Raw genomic sequence first — 14,329 nt, 5'->3', positions numbered from 1 at the left:
TACCCGTGGCTGATGACGTTGCGCCCAGAACAGGCGCGGCGAGATGACACAGGGCCACCGCAAGGAGAGGAATGAACTTCAAGAATAGCCCGCCACAAATCTGCACGAAAAATGTGCGTTAACGATTTGTAAGGAAATGCGGGAAATCGCCCGTCCGTCAATCCCGTTTCAGCGACGACCCGGGTTTGCGCCCTGCCCTGCGGAAGGCTACAGAATCAAAAATGCCCGCGACGATGCGCGGGCATTTGGATCTTGCAGGAAAAGCCGACCGTCAGTCGCGCTCTTCGACGATTTCGACCAGATGCGGGATCTTGTTGACCATGCCGCGCACCGAAGGGGTGTCTTCCAGCTCGCGGGTCTTGTGCATCTTGTTCAGGCCCAGGCCAATCAGCGTCTGGCGCTGCACGGCGGGGCGACGGATCGGAGAGCCGATCTGTTTGACAACGATGGTCTTAGCCATGGTCTCAGGCCTCCTCGGCGACTTGGGTCGACTCGGCAGGCGCCTCGTCGCGTTTCGGCAGGATGTCCGCGACCTTCTTGCCGCGACGCTGCGCGACCATCCGGGGGGAATAGATCTTTTGCAGACCGTCCAGCGTGGCGCGGATCATGTTGTAGGGGTTCTGCGACCCGATGGACTTCGCCACCACGTCCTGAACACCCAGCATCTCGAACACGGCACGCATCGGACCACCGGCAATGATCCCGGTCCCCGTCGGGGCGGTACGCATCACGACACGGCCCGCGCCATGGCGGCCCTCGATGTCGTGGTGCAGGGTCCGGCCCTCGCGCAGCGGCACGCGGATCATCTGGCGCTTGGCCTGCTCAGTCGCCTTGCGGATGGCTTCGGGCACTTCTTTCGCCTTACCCTTGCCAAAGCCGACACGACCCTTCTGGTCTCCAACGACCACGAGTGCGGCAAAGCCGAAGCGCTTACCACCCTTGACCGTCTTGGACACACGGTTGATCGCGACCAGGCGATCCGCAAATTCCGGGGTCTCGTCGCGATCGCGGCGGTCCCGGCGGTTGTCATCACGAGCCATCGGCTCTCCTTTCATCGTGGGTCCGCGCCGTCAGGGCAGCGGCCCGGTTTTCCAATCCAGGTGAGCGTCGAACACTCCCGGATCATCGGGGCGCGCTTGGGGCGCCCTCCCTTTGCGTGGGCCGGGACGGATCCCGGCCTACGAATTTCCACAAATTCCGGGGAAGGCCCCGGTAGGATACGGCGGGCCGGATCGGAACCCGGCCCCCGGTATCAGATCTTCAGTCCGCCTTCCCGCGCAGCGTCGGCCAGAGCCTTCACCTTGCCGTGGAAGAGAAAACCGCCACGGTCGAAATATGCTTCCTCGACGCCGGCTTTCTTGGCCCGCTCTGCAATCGCCGCGCCGACCTTCTGGGCCGCCTCGAGGTTGCATTTGCCGACCACGCCCAGATCCTTCTCCATGGTGGAGGCGGATGCCAGGGTGACGCCGTTGACGTCGTCGATCAGCTGGACGCTGATGTTCTTGTTCGACCGGTGCACCGAAAGGCGCACGCGCCCTGCGTTGACCTTGCGGAGTTTGTTCCGAACGCGCAGGCGGCGCTTCTGGAACAGATCGCGTTTGCTGTTTGCCATTCTCGCCGTCCTTACTTCTTCTTGCCTTCCTTGCGGAAGATATACTCGTCCTTGTACTTGATCCCCTTGCCTTTGTAGGGCTCGGGAGCACGCCATTCACGGATATTTGCCGCGACCTGGCCGACGAGCTGCGCATTGTCACCCTCGATCACGATCTCGGTCGGTTTCGGGGCCGTCACGGTCACGCCGTTCGGAACCTCGAAATTGACCTCGTGCGACAGGCCCAGGTTCAGCTTCAGGACATTGCCCTGCATCTGTGCCCGGTAACCAACGCCGTTGATCTCAAGCTCTTTCTTGAAACCGGTGGACACGCCCTGAACCATGTTCGCAACGATCGTGCGGGACATGCCCCATTGCTGGCGCGCCCGCTTGGACTTGCCACGCGGCGTCACGGTGACGGTGTTGTCCTCCAGCGCGATGGTGACGTCGTCGGTCGCGGTGAAGGTCTGGGCGCCTTTGGGGCCCTTTACTTCGATGCTCTGACCAGAGATCGACGCCGTCACACCCGAGGGCAGATCGACCGGCTTTTTCCCAATACGAGACATATCGACCTCCTCAGAATACGGTGCAAAGCACTTCGCCGCCGACATTGGCAGAGCGTGCGTTGGCGTCCGACATCACGCCCTTGGGCGTGGAGACAATCGACACGCCCAGGCCCTGACGAACCGTGGGAATGTCCTTGACGCCCATGTAGACGCGACGGCCGGGGGTCGAAACCCGCTGCAATTCGCGAATGACAGGAGTGCCTTCGTAGTATTTCAGGCTGATTTCCAGGGCCGGATGACCGTCTTTGCCGGTCGTCTTCTCGTAGCCACGGATGTAACCCTCGTCCGCCAGCACGTCCAGCACCCAGGCCCGCAGCTTGGACGCCGGGGTGGACACGGTGGACTTGCCACGCATCTGAGAGTTGCGGATGCGGGTGAGCATATCGCCGATAGGATCATTCATATCTCAGCTCTCCCTTACCAGCTCGATTTCACCAGGCCGGGAACCTGGCCATTCGAACCAAGTTCGCGCAGCATGATCCGCGACACTTTCAACTTGCGATAATACGCATGCGGACGGCCCGTCAGCTGGCACCGGTTGTGCAGCCGCGTGGGCGAGCTGTTGCGAGGCAGCTCTGCCAGCTTCAGGGTGGCGCGGAAGCGCTCTTCCATCGGCTTGGACTCGTCGTTGATGATTTCCTTCAGCGCGGCACGCTTGGCGGCATACTTTTCCACCAGGCGCTGACGTTTCTTCTCGCGCTCGATCATAGATTTTTTAGCCATAGTCTCTACTCCTCGCGCGATCAGCTGTTGAACGGCATGTTGAAGTGCTTCAGCAGGGCTTTCGCTTCTGCGTCGGTCTGTGCCGTCGTGCCGATGACGATATCCAGGCCCCAGACTTCATCGACCTTGTCGAAGTTGATCTCGGGGAACACGATATGTTCCTTGATGCCCATGGCGTAGTTGCCACGGCCGTCAAAGCTTTTGCCCGGCACGCCGCGGAAGTCGCGGATCCGCGGCATCGCGATGGTGATCAGACGATCGAGGAAATCATACATGCGGTCGCCGCGCAGCGTCACCTTGGCACCCAGCGGCATGTCTTCGCGCACGCGGAAGCCAGCGATGGATTTCTTCGCCTTGGTGATCAATGCCTTCTGACCTGCGATGGCAGTCAGGTCTTCCTGGGCCGATTTGGCCTTCTTGGAATCCTTCACCGCCTCGGCACCGCAGCCGATGTTCAGAACGATCTTGTCCAGACGCGGGATCTGCATGTCGTTCTTGTAGCCGAACTCTTCCTTGAGCGCGGCCTTGATCGTCTCGCGGAACTGCGTCTTCAGACGCGGGGTATAAGTCGCGGTATCAAGCATCGATCACGTCCCCCGTGGTCTTGGCGAAACGCACCTTCTTGCCGTCTTCCATGCGGAAGCCGACGCGGGTGGCCTTGCCGTTGGCATCGACCAGCGCCAGATTGCTGAGATCGATGGGCAGAGCCTTGGGCAGGCGACCGCCCTGGGAGGTCTGCGACTGGCGTGTGTGGCGGACAGCCATGTTCACACCTTCGACGATGGCCTTGCCGGCCTTGGGGTCGACGGAGGCGATATCGCCGGTCTGGCCCTTGTCACGGCCGGACAGCACGACGACCTTGTCGCCCTTGCGGAGTTTGGCAGCCATTACAGCACCTCCGGAGCAAGCGAGATGATCTTCATGAAGTTCTTCGAACGCAGTTCGCGCACCACCGGCCCGAAGATACGGGTGCCGACGGGTTCGCCTGCGTTGTTGAGGATCACGGCGGCGTTCCGGTCGAACCGGATCGCGGTGCCGTCTTCACGGCGAACTTCCTTGGCGGTGCGCACGACGACGGCCTTGCGGACGTCACCTTTCTTCACGCGGCCGCGCGGGATGGCTTCCTTGACCGAGACGACGATGATGTCGCCCACGGATGCGTATTTACGCTTGGAACCACCCAGGACCTTGATGCACTGAACCCGGCGAGCACCGGAGTTGTCAGCGACATCCAGATTGGTCTGCATCTGGATCATATGGTTTCTCCCGACCTTTGGGGGCTGTTCTCGTTAGCTCCCCCAGGGTTTCGATTTACGCGATTGCGGCCCTTAATGGGCCGCCTCGTGTTCTGCGTGACGCTGTGCGTCTTCCTGCTGCTGGAGTTTTGCCGCCTCGGCACGTTCGGCCTTGTAGGCATCCTCCATCTCGGAGGTCATGACCTCCCAGCGTTTGGATTTGGATTTCGGCGCACATTCGCGGATGCGAACCTGGTCGCCGACCTTGAACTGGTTGCCCTCGTCATGGGCGCGGTATTTCTTGGACTTCCGGATCGTCTTTTTCAGAACCGGATGCGTGAACCGGCGTTCGACGGATACGGTGACGGTCTGGGCGTTCTGGTCGCTCGTGACGACGCCGGTCAGGATACGTTTGGGCATCTTGGTCTACCTTATTCCGCGGCCGCTTGGGCTTTTTCGTTCAGGATGGTCAGGACACGGGCCGCCTGACGGCGGGCCTGACGCATCTTGGCGGGGTTTTCCATCTGTCCGGTCGCCTGTTGAAAGCGCAGGTTGAACTGCTCTTTCTTCAGTTGTGCCAGCTCCTCGCGAAGCTGATCCGGGGTTTTGTCCCGGAGCTCTTGAGCGCTCATGCTCTTTTCCCTTCTTCAACATCGCCGGCAGGCCCCTTTGCACGATGTGCGCGGGTCACCCTGATTCCGGCGGAGGTCATGATGAAGGGGCCGTATAGGGGGGAAGTGACCACAAGGCAAGCCTTGTTTTCCAAGGCCCCGCGCCAGGCGGCGGCCTGCTCCGGCGACGATGTTCCTACCGCGGCCGGGTTCACCCCCATGCGTAGTTGAAACTGACGGAGATGCGATCGTCCTCGGCCATGTTCATCGGCACCTCGTGACGCAACCAGCTTTCCCACAGCAGCACCTCCCCCGCTTTGGGGGCCAGGTAGATGAACGGCTTCAGCTCCTCCCGCGCGCCCTTCTTGCGGGGGGGGGCCGCCATCATCATCGGCAGGCGCGGGTCTTCGAGTTTCAGCGCAGACGTGCCGCCGGGCATGGCGACATAGGTCGTGCCCGAAATCACCGAATGCGGATGAATATGCGAGGAATGGCTGCCGCCCTCCGGGAGGATGTTGATCCAGATATCCTCCAGCTTCAGCTGCCGGTCGCCCAGATCGAATTCCAGATGCTCAGCAAAGGCCGCCACATGGCGGTCAAGCGCGGCAATCAGATCGGCGAAGATCGGGAACCGCCACCCCAGGTCGGTCAGCGAGGCATAGGACGTATAGCCGGGATAGGCGTTGTCCTCGCACCATTGCTGGCCCGCCTCGTCGTCATCGGCGATGGAATAGCAGGATGCCTCCAGCTCCCCGTTATCGACCTTCGGATCGAAATCCGACAAGGCGGCGCGATAGAGCTGGGTGGCAAACAGGGATTTGACGTCGGGCATGAACTGTCTCCCAGGCAACGGAACGGGTCTGCCCCGCATCTACCGCAGCGGGCCCCGTTTGGCGAGAGGCGCGCAGCTTGCATTCCGCAGCCTCCACAACGAAAAACCCCCGCCGCAAATGCGGCGGGGGCTTCATCATTTCACAAGCGCCGTCTGGCGCGAACCGGATTACCAGTCTTCGCGGACCACAACGCGGGTCTTGATCGGCAGCTTCATGGAGGCGAGGCGCAGCGCTTCGCGTGCGATCTCCTCGTTGACGCCGTCGATCTCGAACATCACGCGGCCCGGCTTGACCTTGCAGGCCCAGAAATCCACGGAACCCTTACCTTTACCCATCCGCACTTCGGTCGGCTTGGAGGTGACCGGGGTGTCCGGGAAGATCCGGATCCAGACCCGGCCCTGACGTTTCATGTGCCGCGTCATGGCACGACGCGCCGCTTCGATCTGCCGCGCGGTGACGCGCTCAGGCTCGGTCGCCTTGAGGCCGAAGGTGCCGAAGTTCAGATCGGACCCACCCTTGGCATCGCCGCGAATCCGGCCTTTGTGCATCTTGCGGTATTTTGTACGCTTTGGTTGAAGCATCTCTTATCCTCCTCAGCGCCGGCCGCCGGCGCCACGAGGCGCGGGACCGTCCTGGAGTTCCTGAGCCTTGCGATCACGAGCCTGCGGATCATGTTCCATGATCTCGCCCTTGAAGATCCAGACCTTGATGCCGATGATCCCGTAAGGGGTCGTGGCCTCGGAATGGGCGTAATCGATGTCGGCCCGCAGGGTGTGCAGAGGCACGCGGCCCTCGCGATACCACTCGGTCCGGGCAATCTCGGCACCGCCAAGGCGGCCCGCGACGTTCACCCGGATGCCCAGGGCACCCATGCGCATGGCGTTCTGCACCGCACGTTTCATCGCACGACGGAAGGAGACCCGGCGCTCCAGCTGCTGGGCGATATTCTCGCCGACCAGCTGCGCGTCCAGCTCGGGCTTCCGAACTTCGACGATGTTCAGGTGCAGTTCACTGTCGGTCATCTTCGACAGCTTCTTGCGCAGAACCTCGATATCGGCGCCTTTCTTGCCGATGATCACACCAGGACGTGCAGTGTGGACCGTCACGCGGCACTTCTTGTGCGGCCGCTCGATGATCACGCGGGCCACGCCGGCCTGCTTGCACTCGGTCTTGATGAACTCACGGATCTTGACGTCTTCCAGCAGGAGATCGCCGAAATCCTTGGTATCCGCATACCAGCGGCTGTCCCAGGTCCGGTTGACCTGAAGGCGCATGCCGATCGGATTGACTTTCTGACCCATTAGGCTTGCTCCTCGATCTGACGCACCAGGATGGTGATTTCCGAGAACGGCTTCATGATCTTGCCGTACCGGCCACGCGCGCGGGGACGCCCGCGTTTCATCACGAGGTTCTTGCCCACATAGGCCTCGGCGACGATCAGTTCATCGACGTCCAGGTTGTGGTTGTTCTCGGCGTTGGCAATCGCGGACTGAAGGCATTTCTTCACGTCCTCGGCGATCCGCTTCTTGGAGAAGGTCAGATCGTTCAGCGCCTTGTCGACCTTCTTGCCACGGATCAGCGCAGCCACCAGGTTCAGTTTCTGCGGGCTGGTGCGAAGCATACGGGTCTTGGCCATCGCTTCGTTGTCAGCCACGCGGCGGGGGTTCTTTTCCTTGCCCATGACTTACTTCCGCTTCGCTTTCTTGTCAGCCGCATGACCGTAGTAGGTCCGGGTCGGAGAATATTCGCCGAACTTCTGACCGATCATGTCTTCTGAGACGTTGACGGGGATGTGCTTGTGGCCGTTGTAGACGCCAAACGTCAGGCCCACGAACTGGGGCAGGATCGTCGAGCGGCGCGACCAGATCTTGATGACTTCCTTGCGGCCCGATTCGCGCGATGCTTCGGCTTTCTTCAGCACGTAAGCATCGACAAAGGGGCCCTTCCAAACAGAACGGGACATGGATCAGCGGCCTTTCTTCTTGGCGTGACGCGAACGCAGGATAAGCCGCGAGGACGCCTTGTTCTTGTCGCGGGTACGCGCGCCCTTGGTGGGCTTGCCCCAGGGTGTCACGGGGTGACGACCGCCGGAGGTCCGACCTTCACCACCACCATGGGGGTGGTCGATCGGGTTCATGACGACACCGCGGACCGAAGGACGCTTGCCCATGTGGCGGACACGGCCGGCCTTGCCGAGGTTCTGGTTCGAATTGTCCGGGTTGGACACGGCACCGACGGTGGCCATGCATTCCTGACGGACCATCCGCAGCTCGCCCGATGACAGGCGGATCTGCGCGTAGCCGCCATCGCGGCCGACGAACTGGGCATAGGTGCCCGCGGCGCGTGCGATCTGGCCGCCCTTGCCGGGCTTCAGTTCGATATTGTGGACGATCGTCCCGATGGGCATCCCCGAGAACGGCATTGCGTTGCCCGGCTTGATGTCCGCTTTCTGGCTTGCAATCACGCTGTCGCCGACAGCGACACGTTGCGGTGCGAGAATATAGGCCTGTTCGCCATCCTCGTACTTGACCAGGGCGATGAAGGCGGTCCGGTTCGGGTCATATTCGATCCGTTCCACGGTAGCCGCAACATCGTGCTTGTTACGTTTGAAATCGACGATCCGGTAGAGCCGTTTGGCCCCGCCCCCGCGGCGGCGAGATGTGATCCGTCCGGTGTTGTTCCGGCCGCCCGACTTCGTCAGACCCTCGGTGAGGGCCTTGACAGGGCGACCTTTCCACAGCTCCGAACGGTCGATCAGAACCAGCCCACGCTGGCCCGGCGTCGTCGGTTTGTACGACTTGAGTGCCATGCTTACTGTCTTCCGTTTGCTATGCGGCAGGATCGCAATGGTTGATCCCGCCTGACGTAAAGCCCCCCGAAGGTGGCCGGCGAAGTGGGTCCGAAGACACGAACCCAAAAATCACGGGCCCCGGAACGAATCCGGGGCCTCGCGATTGGCGTCACGTAACAGACATATGCATCCCCGTCCATAGCCCGAAAGGCCAATGGGCAAAGACTCTGCTCCCCCACGCAGGCGCCCTGCAACCGGAGCCGCAAGAACACCAAAAGGCCCCCGCCATCGGGCGGGGGCCTTTAGTTCTTCGGGCCGATGACGGCCCGGTCCCTGAACGGATCAGAGGCCGGAGGTGACGTCGATCGTGTTACCCTCTTCGAGGGTCACATAGGCCTTCTTGACGTCCTTGCGCTGACCCAGCTGGCCGCGGAACCGCTTGACCTTGCCTTTGGTGATGGTCGTGTTCACGGCCTTCACCTTGACATCGAACAGGGCTTCGACGGCTTCCTTGATCTGCGGTTTGTTCGCCTCGATCGCCACTTCGAAGACAACGGCATTGGCCTCCGAGGCCATGGTCGCCTTCTCGGTGATGACCGGCTTGCGGATCACGTCGTAATGTTCTGCCTTCGCACTCATTTCAAACGAGCCTCCAGAGCTTCGACACCCGCCTTGGTCAGAACCAGGGTATCCCGGCGCAGGATGTCATACACGTTGGCGCCCATGGAGGGCAGCACGTCCAGGCCTTCGATGTTGGCCGCAGCCTTGGCAAAGCCCTCGTTGACCTCGGCGCCGTCGATGACCAGCGTCCGTTTCCAACCCAGATCCTTGACCTGCTTGGCCAGTGCTGCGGTCTTGCCTTCGGATTGCGCGGATTCGATGATGACCAGCGAACCCTCTTTCACCTTGGCAGACAGCGCGTGGCGCAGGCCCAGCTTGCGGAACTTCTTGGGCAGATCATGCGCGTGGGAGCGCGGCGTCGGGCCCTTGTAGATCCCCCCCTTGCGGAAGATCGGTGCGTTCCGGTCACCGTGGCGTGCGCCGCCGGTGCCCTTCTGGCGATAGATCTTCTTGGTGGAGTAGCTGGTTTCCGAACGGGTCTTGACCTTGTGGGTGCCCTGCTGCGCCTTGTTGCGCTGCCAGCGGACCACGCGGTGCAGGATGTCCGCACGCGGTTCCAGGCCGAAGATCTCGTCGCCGAGATCGACGGAACCGGCAGTACCGCCGTCCAGTTTGATCACGTCGAGTTTCATTCTTCGCCTTCCTTCTTCTCGGCCTCGATATCGGCCTCGGCGTCTTTCAGGGCAGCCTCTTCGGCAGCGGCCTGTTCGGCCAGTGCTGCTTCTTCGGCGGCCTTGGCTTCGGCTTCTGCCTGTGCGGCAGCTTCCTCGGCGGCCTTGGCGGCTTCGTCGGCAGCGGAGCGCAGGGCGGCCGGCAGGATCGCGTTCTCGGGGAACGGTTTCTTGACGGCGTCCTTCACGGTGACCCAGCCACCCTTGGAGCCCGGAACAGCGCCCTTGACCATGATCAGGCCGCGTTCGCTGTCGGTCCGGACGACCTGAAGGTTCTGGGTGGTGACACGGGCAGCACCCATGTGACCGGCCATCTTCTTGCCTTTGAAGACCTTGCCCGGATCCTGACACTGGCCGGTGGAGCCATGGGACCGGTGGGAGATCGACACACCGTGGGAGGCCCGCAGGCCGCCGAAGTTGTGACGCTTCATGGCACCGGCAAAGCCCTTACCGATCGAGGTGCCGGAGATATCGACGAACTGACCCTCGAAGTAATGGTCAGCCGTGATTTCCTCACCAACCTTGATCAGGTTGTCCGGGTCGACGCGGAATTCCGCGATCTTCCGCTTGGGCTCCACATTGGCGACGGCAAAGTGGCCGCGCATCGCCTTGGAGGTGCGCTTGGCCTTTGCGGTGCCCGCGCCCAGCTGAACGGCGGTATAGCCGTGCTGGTCACTGGTGCGTTGCGCAACGACCTGAAGTTTGTCCAGTTGCAGGACGGTGACGGGGATCTGCTTGCCGTCTTCCATGAAGAGACGGGTCATGCCGACCTTTTTTGCGATGATACCGGAACGCAGCATGTTGGTTGCCCTCCTTACACCTTGATCTCGACATCCACGCCGGCCGCGAGGTCGAGCTTCATCAGCGCGTCCACGGTCTGCGGGGTCGGATCTACGATGTCGAGAAGACGCTTGTGCGTGCGGATCTCGAACTGATCGCGGGATTTCTTGTCAACGTGAGGGCCACGGAGAACCGTGAACTTCTCGATCTTGTTCGGCAGCGGGATCGGGCCACGAACCTGAGCGCCGGTGCGCTTGGCCGTGTTGAGGATTTCCTGCGTGCTGGAATCCAGGACGCGGTAATCGAATGCCTTCAGCCGGATGCGAATTGTTTGGCTTGTCATGTGATCAGCCTTCTTCGGCGTTTGAGTTGAGAGGAGGAAACCGGACCACCCGGTCCCCTCGTCGAACCCCTAAATCATGCGCCACGGTGCGTGGACCGTGGCGCCATTATGCAGATCGGCGGGACGCGATCCGATACCGGACCGGTCCCGCCGACGCGGGTCTGTCGACCTGCGATCTTACTCGACGACCTTGGCGACGACGCCGGAGCCGACGGTGCGGCCGCCTTCACGGATGGCGAAACGCAGGCCGTCTTCCATCGCGATCGGGGCGATCAGCTCGACTTCGAACTTCAGGTTGTCGCCGGGCATGACCATCTCGGTGCCCTCGGGCAGGGTCACGGTGCCGGTCACGTCCGTCGTACGGAAGTAGAACTGCGGGCGGTAGTTCGCAAAGAACGGCGTGTGGCGGCCGCCTTCGTCCTTGGTCAGGATGTAGACCTCGGCTTCGAACTTGGTGTGCGGCTTCACCGAACCCGGCTTGCAGAGAACCTGGCCACGTTCCACGCCTTCACGGTCGATGCCGCGCAGCAGGGCGCCGATGTTGTCGCCCGCTTCGCCGCGATCCAGCAGCTTGCGGAACATTTCAACGCCGGTACAGGTCGTCTTCTTGGTGTCCTTGATGCCGACGATTTCCAGTTCGTCGCCCACGTTCACCACGCCACGCTCCACACGGCCCGTCACAACGGTGCCACGGCCCGAGATCGAGAACACGTCTTCGATCGGCATCAGGAACGGCTGATCGACGGCACGTTCCGGCTGCGGGATGTACTCGTCCACCGCGGCCATCAGTTCCTTGATCTTGTTCTCGCCGATTTCCGGGTCACGCCCTTCCATCGCCGCCAGCGCCGAACCCGCGATGATCGGGATATCGTCGCCGGGGAAATCGTATTCCGACAGAAGTTCGCGAACTTCCATCTCCACCAGTTCCAGCAGCTCTTCGTCGTCGACCTGGTCGACCTTGTTCAGGAAAACGGTCATCGCCGGGATGCCGACCTGACGGCCCAGCAGGATGTGTTCGCGGGTTTGCGGCATCGGGCCGTCGGCCGCGTTCACCACCAGGATCGCGCCGTCCATCTGCGCGGCACCCGTGATCATGTTCTTCACGTAATCCGCGTGGCCGGGGCAATCGACGTGCGCGTAGTGACGGTTCTCCGTCTCGTATTCCACGTGAGCGGTCGAAATCGTGATCCCGCGGGCCTTTTCTTCCGGCGCGCCGTCGATCTGGTCATAGGCCTGGAAATCGCCGAAATACTTCGTGATCGCAGCCGTCAGCGTCGTCTTGCCGTGGTCAACGTGACCGATCGTGCCGATGTTGCAGTGCGGTTTGCCGCGCTCAAACTTTTCCTTTGCCATGATGGCCTCCTTTTTCGGGTGCCGGACAAGCGCCGGCCTACGGGTGGTGGGTAGGCCGGGCCAAGGCCCGGCATCCCGTTATGCGTATTTCGACTGGATCTCTTCGGAGATGTTCGACGGAACCGGGTTGTAATGGTCGAACTGCATCGTGAACTGCGCGCGGCCCGAGGACATGGAGCGCAGGGTGTTGATGTAGCCGAACATGTTGGCCAGCGGAACGAAGGACGCGATCGCCACGGCGTTGCCGCGCGGCTCCTGCCCGGACACCTGACCCCGACGGGAGGTCAGATCGCCGATGATCGAACCGGTGTATTCTTCCGGCGTGATCACTTCGACCTTCATCATCGGTTCCAGCAGCTTGGCGCCCGCCTTGCGCAGACCTTCACGCATGCACATGCGGCCTGCGATCTCGAATGCCAGGACGCTGGAGTCGACATCGTGGAACTTGCCGTCGATCAGGGCGACCTTGAAGTCAATCACCGGGAAGCCGGCCAGCGGACCGGAATCCATGACCGATTTGATCCCTTTTTCCACGCCCGGGATGTATTCCTTGGGCACGGCGCCGCCGACGATACGGGATTCGAAGGTGTAGCCTTCGCCCGGCTCGGTGGGGCTGATGATCAGCTTGACCTCCGCGAACTGACCCGACCCACCGGATTGCTTCTTGTGGGTGTAGGAATGCTCGATCTCGTGACCGATGGTCTCACGGTAGGCCACTTGCGGCGCGCCGATGTTGGCTTCGACCTTGAATTCGCGTTTCAGCCGGTCGACCAGAATGTCGAGGTGAAGTTCGCCCATGCCTTTCATGATCGTCTGACCGGATTCGATATCGGTCTCCACCCGGAAAGAGGGGTCTTCGGCGGCCAGACGGGCCAGACCCTGGGACATCTTCTCCTGGTCGTTCTTGGTCTTGGGTTCCACGGCGATCTCGATCACGGGATCGGGGAAGGTCATGGTTTCCAGGACCACCGGTTCCTTGTCGGAGCACAGCGTGTCGCCGGTCGTGGTGTCCTTCAGGCCCGCAAGCGCTATGATGTCGCCGGCATAGGCTTCCTCGATCTCTTCGCGGTTGTTGGAGTGCATCATCATCATACGACCGATGCGCTCTTTCTTGCCCTTGGTGGAGTTCAGGACCGAATCGCCCTTGTTCATCACACCGGAATAAATCCGCGTGAAGGTCAGGGAGCCGACGAAGGGGTCGTTCATGATCTTGAACGCCAGACCGGCGAAAGGCATCGTGTCATCCGCGCGGCGCGGGATGTTCCGCACTTCTTCCTCGTCGCCCGGTTTGAAGCCCATGTAATCGACCACGTCCAGCGGGCTGGGCAGGTAATCGACCACGGCATTCAGCAGCGGCTGCACACCCTTGTTCTTGAACGCGGAACCGCACAGGACCGGCACGAAGGACAGCGACAGCGTGCCCTTGCGGATCAGATCACGCAGGGTTGCGATGTCGGGCTCTTCGCCTTCCAGGTAGGCTTCCATGGCGGCGTCGTCTTGTTCGACCGCGTTCTCGATCAGCTTGCCGCGCCATTCATCGGCCGTGGCCTTCAGCTCGTCACGGATCGGCTGACGCACCCAGGAGGCGCCCAGGTCTTCGCCCTTCCAGACCCATTCTTCCATGGTGACGAGATCGATCATGCCTTCCAGCTCGTTCTCGGCACCGATCGGAATCTGGATCGGGGCTGCGATGGCACCGGTGCGGTCTTCGACCATGGCGACACAGTTGAAGAAGTCGGCGCCGATCTTGTCCATCTTGTTGACGAAGACGATCCGCGGAACCTTGTAGCGGTCGGCCTGACGCCAGACGGTTTCGGTCTGGGGTTCGACACCGGCGTTGGCGTCCAGCACGCATACGGCACCGTCGAGAACCGCCAGCGAACGTTCGACTTCGATGGTGAAGTCCACGTGGCCGGGGGTATCGATGATGTTCATGCGGTACTTGGTGTCATAGGTCCCTTCTGCCGAAGGATCCTCTTGCCACTGCCAGAACGTGGTGGTCGCAGCGGACGTGATCGTGATACCACGCTCCTGCTCCTGTTCCATCCAGTCCATGGTGGCCGCGCCATCATGCACTTCACCGATGTTGTGCGACTTGCCGGTGTAGAACAGGATCCGTTCGGAGCAGGTCGTCTTGCCCGCATCGATATGCGCCATGATACCGAAATTGCGGTACCGTTCGAGGGGATATTCGCGTGCCATGATGTGCAG

23 protein-coding genes are annotated in these 14,329 nt (G+C 61.6%); all 23 read right to left on the bottom strand.

Annotation, left to right across the window (positions count from 1 at the left end; genetic code table 11):
• Positions 1 to 271: 271 nt before the first annotated feature.
• Positions 272 to 460, bottom strand: coding sequence for a 50S ribosomal protein L30 (gene rpmD / locus G5A46_RS08050; RefSeq protein WP_163848906.1), 189 nt, complete (start codon positions 458 to 460; stop codon positions 272 to 274).
• A gap of 4 nt (positions 461 to 464) precedes the next feature.
• Positions 465 to 1,040, bottom strand: coding sequence for a 30S ribosomal protein S5 (gene rpsE, locus G5A46_RS08045; protein WP_163848905.1), 576 nt, complete (start codon positions 1,038 to 1,040; stop codon positions 465 to 467).
• Positions 1,041 to 1,252: 212 nt separating this feature from the next.
• Positions 1,253 to 1,612: a 50S ribosomal protein L18 gene (rplR, locus tag G5A46_RS08040; RefSeq protein WP_163848904.1), complete on the bottom strand. Its 360-nt coding sequence runs from the start codon at positions 1,610 to 1,612 to the stop codon at positions 1,253 to 1,255.
• An 11-nt stretch (positions 1,613 to 1,623) separates the two neighbouring features.
• On the bottom strand, positions 1,624 to 2,157 hold the full coding sequence (gene rplF, locus G5A46_RS08035) for a 50S ribosomal protein L6 (protein ID WP_163848903.1): 534 nt from the start codon (positions 2,155 to 2,157) through the stop codon (positions 1,624 to 1,626).
• 10 nt (positions 2,158 to 2,167) lie between these two features.
• Positions 2,168 to 2,560, bottom strand: a complete 393-nt coding sequence (gene rpsH, locus G5A46_RS08030) for a 30S ribosomal protein S8 (protein WP_163848902.1) — start codon at positions 2,558 to 2,560, stop codon at positions 2,168 to 2,170.
• Positions 2,561 to 2,574: 14 nt separating this feature from the next.
• Positions 2,575 to 2,880: a 30S ribosomal protein S14 gene (gene rpsN / locus G5A46_RS08025; protein WP_163848901.1), complete on the bottom strand. Its 306-nt coding sequence runs from the start codon at positions 2,878 to 2,880 to the stop codon at positions 2,575 to 2,577.
• 20 nt (positions 2,881 to 2,900) lie between these two features.
• Positions 2,901 to 3,464, bottom strand: coding sequence for a 50S ribosomal protein L5 (gene rplE, locus G5A46_RS08020; protein WP_163848900.1), 564 nt, complete (start codon positions 3,462 to 3,464; stop codon positions 2,901 to 2,903).
• Positions 3,457 to 3,768, bottom strand: coding sequence for a 50S ribosomal protein L24 (rplX, locus tag G5A46_RS08015; protein WP_163848899.1), 312 nt, complete (start codon positions 3,766 to 3,768; stop codon positions 3,457 to 3,459). Before rplX ends, rplE begins: the two co-directional genes overlap by 8 nt.
• On the bottom strand, positions 3,768 to 4,136 hold the full coding sequence (rplN, locus tag G5A46_RS08010; protein WP_104017210.1) for a 50S ribosomal protein L14: 369 nt from the start codon (positions 4,134 to 4,136) through the stop codon (positions 3,768 to 3,770). Before rplN ends, rplX begins: the two co-directional genes overlap by 1 nt.
• 72 nt (positions 4,137 to 4,208) lie before the next feature.
• Complete coding sequence (gene rpsQ / locus G5A46_RS08005; RefSeq protein ID WP_163848898.1) at positions 4,209 to 4,535, bottom strand: 30S ribosomal protein S17; 327 nt, start codon at positions 4,533 to 4,535, stop codon at positions 4,209 to 4,211.
• Between the two features lie 11 nt (positions 4,536 to 4,546).
• The gene (gene rpmC, locus G5A46_RS08000; protein ID WP_163848897.1) at positions 4,547 to 4,747 is read right to left on the bottom strand and encodes a 50S ribosomal protein L29; all 201 of its coding nucleotides are present in this window, start codon (positions 4,745 to 4,747) and stop codon (positions 4,547 to 4,549) included.
• A gap of 190 nt (positions 4,748 to 4,937) precedes the next feature.
• The gene (locus G5A46_RS07995) at positions 4,938 to 5,558 is read right to left on the bottom strand and encodes a TIGR02466 family protein (protein ID WP_163848896.1); all 621 of its coding nucleotides are present in this window, start codon (positions 5,556 to 5,558) and stop codon (positions 4,938 to 4,940) included.
• A gap of 168 nt (positions 5,559 to 5,726) precedes the next feature.
• Positions 5,727 to 6,140 carry a 50S ribosomal protein L16 gene (gene rplP / locus G5A46_RS07990; RefSeq protein WP_163848895.1) on the bottom strand — a complete coding sequence of 138 codons (414 nt, stop codon included), beginning with the start codon at positions 6,138 to 6,140 and terminating at the stop codon, positions 5,727 to 5,729.
• 12 nt (positions 6,141 to 6,152) lie between these two features.
• Entirely contained in the window at positions 6,153 to 6,860 is a 708-nt protein-coding gene (gene rpsC, locus G5A46_RS07985; protein ID WP_163848894.1) for a 30S ribosomal protein S3, read from the bottom strand.
• Positions 6,860 to 7,240, bottom strand: a complete 381-nt coding sequence (rplV, locus tag G5A46_RS07980) for a 50S ribosomal protein L22 (RefSeq protein WP_163848893.1) — start codon at positions 7,238 to 7,240, stop codon at positions 6,860 to 6,862. The genes rpsC and rplV overlap by 1 nt, the downstream gene beginning before the upstream one ends.
• A 3-nt stretch (positions 7,241 to 7,243) precedes the next feature.
• Complete coding sequence (rpsS, locus tag G5A46_RS07975) at positions 7,244 to 7,522, bottom strand: 30S ribosomal protein S19 (RefSeq protein ID WP_163848892.1); 279 nt, start codon at positions 7,520 to 7,522, stop codon at positions 7,244 to 7,246.
• Between the two features lie 3 nt (positions 7,523 to 7,525).
• Complete coding sequence (rplB, locus tag G5A46_RS07970; protein ID WP_163848891.1) at positions 7,526 to 8,368, bottom strand: 50S ribosomal protein L2; 843 nt, start codon at positions 8,366 to 8,368, stop codon at positions 7,526 to 7,528.
• Positions 8,369 to 8,692: 324 nt separating this feature from the next.
• Positions 8,693 to 8,989 (bottom strand): 50S ribosomal protein L23, encoded by a 297-nt coding sequence (locus G5A46_RS07965; protein ID WP_163848889.1) that lies wholly within the window; start codon positions 8,987 to 8,989, stop codon positions 8,693 to 8,695.
• Positions 8,986 to 9,603, bottom strand: coding sequence for a 50S ribosomal protein L4 (gene rplD / locus G5A46_RS07960; protein WP_163848887.1), 618 nt, complete (start codon positions 9,601 to 9,603; stop codon positions 8,986 to 8,988). The genes G5A46_RS07965 and rplD overlap by 4 nt, the downstream gene beginning before the upstream one ends.
• Positions 9,600 to 10,442, bottom strand: coding sequence for a 50S ribosomal protein L3 (rplC, locus tag G5A46_RS07955; protein ID WP_163848886.1), 843 nt, complete (start codon positions 10,440 to 10,442; stop codon positions 9,600 to 9,602). Before rplC ends, rplD begins: the two co-directional genes overlap by 4 nt.
• 14 nt (positions 10,443 to 10,456) lie before the next feature.
• Positions 10,457 to 10,765 carry a 30S ribosomal protein S10 gene (gene rpsJ, locus G5A46_RS07950; protein ID WP_163848884.1) on the bottom strand — a complete coding sequence of 103 codons (309 nt, stop codon included), beginning with the start codon at positions 10,763 to 10,765 and terminating at the stop codon, positions 10,457 to 10,459.
• Positions 10,766 to 10,942: 177 nt separating this feature from the next.
• Positions 10,943 to 12,118: an elongation factor Tu gene (tuf, locus tag G5A46_RS07945; RefSeq protein ID WP_163848852.1), complete on the bottom strand. Its 1,176-nt coding sequence runs from the start codon at positions 12,116 to 12,118 to the stop codon at positions 10,943 to 10,945.
• 78 nt (positions 12,119 to 12,196) lie between these two features.
• Positions 12,197 to 14,320 carry an elongation factor G gene (fusA, locus tag G5A46_RS07940; protein WP_163848882.1) on the bottom strand — a complete coding sequence of 708 codons (2,124 nt, stop codon included), beginning with the start codon at positions 14,318 to 14,320 and terminating at the stop codon, positions 12,197 to 12,199.
• Positions 14,321 to 14,329 lie beyond the last annotated feature (9 nt).

This window comes from Pseudooceanicola aestuarii, from assembly GCF_010614805.1.
Taxonomy (GTDB): domain Bacteria; phylum Pseudomonadota; class Alphaproteobacteria; order Rhodobacterales; family Rhodobacteraceae; genus Pseudooceanicola; species Pseudooceanicola aestuarii.
This window is presented reverse-complemented; position numbering and strand designations above follow the sequence as displayed.

Bases quoted from the DNA above. Each gene is read 5' to 3' on its own strand.
- rplB (WP_163848891.1), bottom strand. From the start codon at position 8,368: ATGGCACTCAAGTCGTACAAACCGACGACGCCGGGCCAGCGTGGGCTG.
- rplE (WP_163848900.1), bottom strand. From the start codon at position 3,464: ATGCTTGATACCGCGACTTATACCCCGCGTCTGAAGACGCAGTTCCGC.
- rpsQ (WP_163848898.1), bottom strand. From the start codon at position 4,535: ATGCCCAAACGTATCCTGACCGGCGTCGTCACGAGCGACCAGAACGCC.
- rplR (WP_163848904.1), bottom strand. From the start codon at position 1,612: ATGGCAAACAGCAAACGCGATCTGTTCCAGAAGCGCCGCCTGCGCGTT.
- rpsC (WP_163848894.1), bottom strand. From the start codon at position 6,860: ATGGGTCAGAAAGTCAATCCGATCGGCATGCGCCTTCAGGTCAACCGG.
- rpsS (WP_163848892.1), bottom strand. From the start codon at position 7,522: ATGTCCCGTTCTGTTTGGAAGGGCCCCTTTGTCGATGCTTACGTGCTG.
- G5A46_RS07965 (WP_163848889.1), bottom strand. From the start codon at position 8,989: ATGAGTGCGAAGGCAGAACATTACGACGTGATCCGCAAGCCGGTCATC.
- rpsN (WP_163848901.1), bottom strand. From the start codon at position 2,880: ATGGCTAAAAAATCTATGATCGAGCGCGAGAAGAAACGTCAGCGCCTG.
- rplP (WP_163848895.1), bottom strand. From the start codon at position 6,140: ATGCTTCAACCAAAGCGTACAAAATACCGCAAGATGCACAAAGGCCGG.
- rpsH (WP_163848902.1), bottom strand. From the start codon at position 2,560: ATGAATGATCCTATCGGCGATATGCTCACCCGCATCCGCAACTCTCAG.
- rplV (WP_163848893.1), bottom strand. From the start codon at position 7,240: ATGGGCAAGGAAAAGAACCCCCGCCGCGTGGCTGACAACGAAGCGATG.
- rplX (WP_163848899.1), bottom strand. From the start codon at position 3,768: ATGGCTGCCAAACTCCGCAAGGGCGACAAGGTCGTCGTGCTGTCCGGC.
- rplD (WP_163848887.1), bottom strand. From the start codon at position 9,603: ATGAAACTCGACGTGATCAAACTGGACGGCGGTACTGCCGGTTCCGTC.
- rpsJ (WP_163848884.1), bottom strand. From the start codon at position 10,765: ATGACAAGCCAAACAATTCGCATCCGGCTGAAGGCATTCGATTACCGC.
- rpmD (WP_163848906.1), bottom strand. From the start codon at position 460: ATGGCTAAGACCATCGTTGTCAAACAGATCGGCTCTCCGATCCGTCGC.
- fusA (WP_163848882.1), bottom strand. From the start codon at position 14,320: ATGGCACGCGAATATCCCCTCGAACGGTACCGCAATTTCGGTATCATG.
- tuf (WP_163848852.1), bottom strand. From the start codon at position 12,118: ATGGCAAAGGAAAAGTTTGAGCGCGGCAAACCGCACTGCAACATCGGC.
- rplF (WP_163848903.1), bottom strand. From the start codon at position 2,157: ATGTCTCGTATTGGGAAAAAGCCGGTCGATCTGCCCTCGGGTGTGACG.
- rplC (WP_163848886.1), bottom strand. From the start codon at position 10,442: ATGCTGCGTTCCGGTATCATCGCAAAAAAGGTCGGCATGACCCGTCTC.
- rpsE (WP_163848905.1), bottom strand. From the start codon at position 1,040: ATGGCTCGTGATGACAACCGCCGGGACCGCCGCGATCGCGACGAGACC.
- rplN (WP_104017210.1), bottom strand. From the start codon at position 4,136: ATGATCCAGATGCAGACCAATCTGGATGTCGCTGACAACTCCGGTGCT.
- rpmC (WP_163848897.1), bottom strand. From the start codon at position 4,747: ATGAGCGCTCAAGAGCTCCGGGACAAAACCCCGGATCAGCTTCGCGAG.
- G5A46_RS07995 (WP_163848896.1), bottom strand. From the start codon at position 5,558: ATGCCCGACGTCAAATCCCTGTTTGCCACCCAGCTCTATCGCGCCGCC.